Annotated in this window: 4 protein-coding genes; 3 read left to right on the forward strand and 1 reads right to left on the reverse strand. The window is 54.5% G+C overall.

Annotation, left to right across the window (positions count from 1 at the left end; all coding sequences use genetic code 11):
• On the reverse strand, nt 1–1223 hold a 1223-nt coding region (locus tag Q0F21_RS05900), incomplete at its 3' end, for a ribonucleotide reductase N-terminal alpha domain-containing protein (protein ID WP_363282680.1).
• Between the two features lie 222 nt (nt 1224–1445).
• Here Q0F21_RS05900 and Q0F21_RS05905 point away from each other — a divergent pair.
• From Q0F21_RS05905 to Q0F21_RS05915, 3 genes are all read left to right on the forward strand, one after another.
• On the forward strand, nt 1446–1964 hold the full coding sequence (locus tag Q0F21_RS05905) for a hypothetical protein (RefSeq protein ID WP_297238255.1): 519 nt from the start codon (nt 1446–1448) through the stop codon (nt 1962–1964).
• Nucleotides 1961–3097: a tRNA guanosine(34) transglycosylase Tgt gene (tgt, locus tag Q0F21_RS05910; protein WP_297238257.1), complete on the forward strand. Its 1137-nt coding sequence runs from the start codon at nt 1961–1963 to the stop codon at nt 3095–3097. Before Q0F21_RS05905 ends, tgt begins: the two co-directional genes overlap by 4 nt.
• Nucleotides 3098–3103: 6 nt before the next feature.
• On the forward strand, nt 3104–4161 hold a 1058-nt coding region (locus Q0F21_RS05915), incomplete at its 3' end, for an LptF/LptG family permease (protein ID WP_297238259.1).

A 4161-nucleotide genomic window follows, 5' to 3' on the forward strand; every position in this document is an offset into this window, starting at 1 on the left:
GCAGCCAGCATATCCCCCTCACCTGTGATCCCAAGTCCGGTGCGGCGTCCCTTGAGCGTCTTCTCCCGGATCTTCTCCCAGAGGTGGTGCTCGACATACTTGATCTCGTCGCTCTCCGGGTCACTCTTGATCTTGGCGAGGATCGTGTCGATCTTCTCCTTCTCCAGGTCGATAATATCGTCCATCAGTCGCTGCGCATAGCCGATGTGCTCTCTGAAGAGGTCGAAGTCAAAGGAAGCGTGGTCAGTAAATGGATCCTTGACATACCCATAGAGATTGACCGCCAGCAGGCGGCAGCTGTCGTAGGGACAGAGAGGGATCTCTCCACAGGGATTGGTAGAGATGGTCTCGAATCCAAGGTCTGCGTAGCAGTCGGGGATCGATTCCTTGAGTATGGTGTCCCAGAAGAGGACGCCCGGCTCGGCGCTCTTCCAGGCATTGTGGATGATCCTGCCCCAGAGTTCGCGAGCCCTGATGACCTTGGTGTACTTGGGATCCCCCTCGCTGTCAACAGGGAAGCGGAGGGTAAAGTCCTTGTCGTCTCGTACTGCCTCCATAAAGTCGTCCGTGATGCGGACGGAGACATTGGCGCCTGTCACGGCTCCCTCCTCCATCTTGGCATCTATGAAGTCAGCGACATCTGGGTGCTTGATGGAGCAGGAGAGCATAAGAGCGCCACGACGACCATCCTGTGCCACCTCACGGGTAGAATTGGAAAAGCGCTTCATGAAGGGGACAAGCCCGGTGGAGGTGAGGGCGGAGTTGCGGACCAGTGAACCCTTGGGTCGGATCCCGGACATATCGTGTCCCACTCCTCCCCGGCGCTTCATCAGCTGGACCTGCTCTTCGTCGATCTTGAAGATCGCCCCGTAACTATCGGAGGGTCCGTCCAGACCGATCACGAAGCAATTGGAGAGTGAGGCTATCTGCAGATCGTTGCCGATACCGGTCATTGGGCTGCCCTGCGGCACCAAGTATTGGAAGTGGTCCAGTAGTTCGACAACCTGACTCTCGGTCAGTCCGTTGGGATACTGTGCTTCGATCCTTGCTATCTCCCTGGCTATCCGGTGATGCATGTCGATAGGAGACTTCTCGTAGAGATTGCCGTCGGCATCCTTCAGTGCGTACTTCGTGGTCCACACCTTGGCAGCCAGCTGATCTCCTCCGAAGTACTCCAGAGTGGCTTCGTACGCCTCATCGTACGAGTATGTTTTCTGAGTCATGAGTGAGTGAGTTTTTGTAATGTTTTGCTCACAAATATACGCTTATTTTAGTCGATCGGAAGTCTTTTCTCTCCATTTTTGGATGACTTTTTTGTCCGAGTTGCCACAAAAGTTTACCACTTCGTGACACTCAGAGCCATAACTCTTGCCATCGTTGTAGCCGTTCCGTGAGGGCGGATTTTTAGTACCTTTGTGCTACTAACAATAGCTTCTGATCATCCTATGAGTCCAAGTAATACGACAGGGCAGATGAGGGATAGCGCTCCTGCTCTAAGATATATATGTCACTCCCTCCGCTGTGAGGCACTGCTGATGTCGCGGCGACTCTTGCTTGCCGATGATGGGTCTGAGCTTCCGGAGGCAGGATCTCAGGCAGATCTCCCTGAGGGAGCGACCGGAGCCCTGCTCTCTGTCGCTGTGGAGTCTGATCGGCTCCGGTCTATTGTAGACGAGTGTCGAGACCCTTACAACCTTCACATAATCCCTTACGCCTTTCGGAGTAACGGAGGTGCCACACTCCGCTCTGCACTCTCGTGTGCTGAGCTGATTGCGGCAATGGATCAGGGAGAGCTTGATCCGAGAGACGAGGGAACGATAAAGGAAATAAAGAGCTCGCTGGACGCTCTCCGGGAGACTGTGGCAGTCGCTTCGATGACCGGACTACCGATGCCGGTGATGTCGGCAGCACTTCACTTCTTCCTACAGATAGCGTACCGAGAGGAGAGACAGAGTCAAGGATGAGTATTACACTGGATCTGCAGGCTCAGGACACCGGATCAGACGCACGTGCCGGAGTACTGCACACACCGCATGGAGACATACACACACCGATATTTATGCCGGTGGGAACGGTTGGCTCCGTCAAGGCGGTACATATGAGCGAACTCAGGGAGGAAGTGGGAGCGGAAATCATTCTCGGCAATACCTATCACCTTTACTTGAGACCGGGGACTGAGGTGCTGAGGGCTGCAGGAGGGCTACAGAAGTTTAATGGCTGGGGAGGACCAATACTGACAGATAGTGGAGGCTTCCAGGTCTTCTCGCTAACTGATACGAGAAAGATGACGGAGGAGGGCGTCACCTTCCGTAGCCACATCGACGGGAGCAAGCACCTCTTTACTCCCGAGAGGGTGATGGACATTGAGCGACTGATAGGGGGCGATATTATGATGGCCTTTGATGAGTGTCCTCCCGGTACGGCAGATCATCACTATGCCCGAGAGTCGCTTGACCGCACGATGGGCTGGCTGGAGCGCTGCTTTCGCCGCTTCCGCAGTACCGAGCCGCTGTACGGCTACGAGCAGGCACTCTTCCCTATCGTACAGGGGGTTGTCTATCCGGAGCTGAGACGGGAGGCGGCTGAGCGTGTGATTGAGTATGACGCTGACGGGTATGCTATCGGTGGCCTGAGCGTGGGTGAGTCCAAGGACGACATGCGTACTATGATCGAGGTGGTCAATGAGGTGCTCCCCAAGGACCGTCCTCGCTATCTCATGGGCGTAGGTACACCGCAGGACATCCTTGACGCCATTGAGCGCGGGATTGATATGATGGACTGTATCATGCCTACCCGCGATGGTCGCAATGCCAGGCTCTACACCTGGAAGGGGACGATGAATATGCGTAATGCGAAGTGGAAGGATGACTTTTCTCCCCTTGATCCCTATGGTACCTCTTCTGTGGACAGAGACTACACCAAGGCTTACGTTCGTCATCTCTTTGCGGCCGACGAGCTGCTGGCTCTGCAGATAGCGAGCATCCACAACCTCGCCTTTTACCTCGACCTCGTCCGGACAGCAAGGAAGCACATCCTTCAGGGGGACTTCAGTAGCTGGAAGTCGAGTGTTTACGATGACTTAGATCGCCGTCTATAAGCTTATATGGGACGTAAAGCTCGTAATAGGAATGGATGGTACTCGTTCCTGTCGAGGATAGGCATCCTCAGGATCGATCGTTATATCATCTGGCGATTCCTCTCCACCTTCTTCTTCACCCTTGCCCTCATCATGGCGATCATCGTGGTGGTGGATGTGCAGGAGAAGCTGGACAACTTCATGAATCCCCTCCTGACGATGCGCGAGATCATCAGTTACTACATTGCTCTGATCCCGTACTTTGCCATCCTCTTGGCGCCGCTATTCATCTTCATTGCCTGCGTCTTCGTGACGAGTAAGTTGGCAGCCCGGTCGGAGATCATTGCGATGTCATCGGCGGGTATGAGCTTCAATCGTCTTCTTCGGCCCTATATGATTGCGGCAGCCATTCTGTCGGCTTTCTCCTTTATCCTATCCAGCGAGGTGATACCCCATCTCAATAAAACGCGCATCGCCTTCACCAATCAATGGGTGTACAACAAGGAGGTAAAGCAGGGGGACAATGTCCAGCTGGCGGTTCAGCCCGGAGTGATCGCATTCTTCAGCACCTACGATAAGGACAGCTATACCGGCTACAACTTCTCCCTCGAGCAATTTGAGGACAATACACTCAGCAGCCGTATGACCGCTCGTCGCATCGAGTATCATCCGGACAGCGTCTATCACTGGACCGTCTACGACTATCACATACGAGACTTCCACGGTCTCGTAGAGCAGGATACGATGGGTGAGCAGCTTGATACGCTCCTGATGATCACACCCCAGGATATCCTCATCTCTCCCGAGGACGGCGAGATGCTGACGACCGGACAGCTCTACACCTATATCCAGGCGCAGGAGAAGAGGGGCATGGGGAATATCAAAAACTTTCAGGTCGAGTATCACAGGCGATTTGCCAGCATACCCGCCGCATTCATCCTCACCCTCATAGGGGTCTGCCTCTCTGCACGTAAGGTAAAGGGCGGCATCGGGCTCAACGTGGCTCTGGGACTTCTGATGGCCTTTGCCTACATCCTCTTCTACACCATCTCTGCCTCCTACGCCATCAGTGGCGCCATGTCCCC

Origin of the sequence: uncultured Porphyromonas sp., from assembly GCF_934359325.1 — a bacterium.
Lineage (GTDB): Bacteria > Bacteroidota > Bacteroidia > Bacteroidales > Porphyromonadaceae > Porphyromonas_A.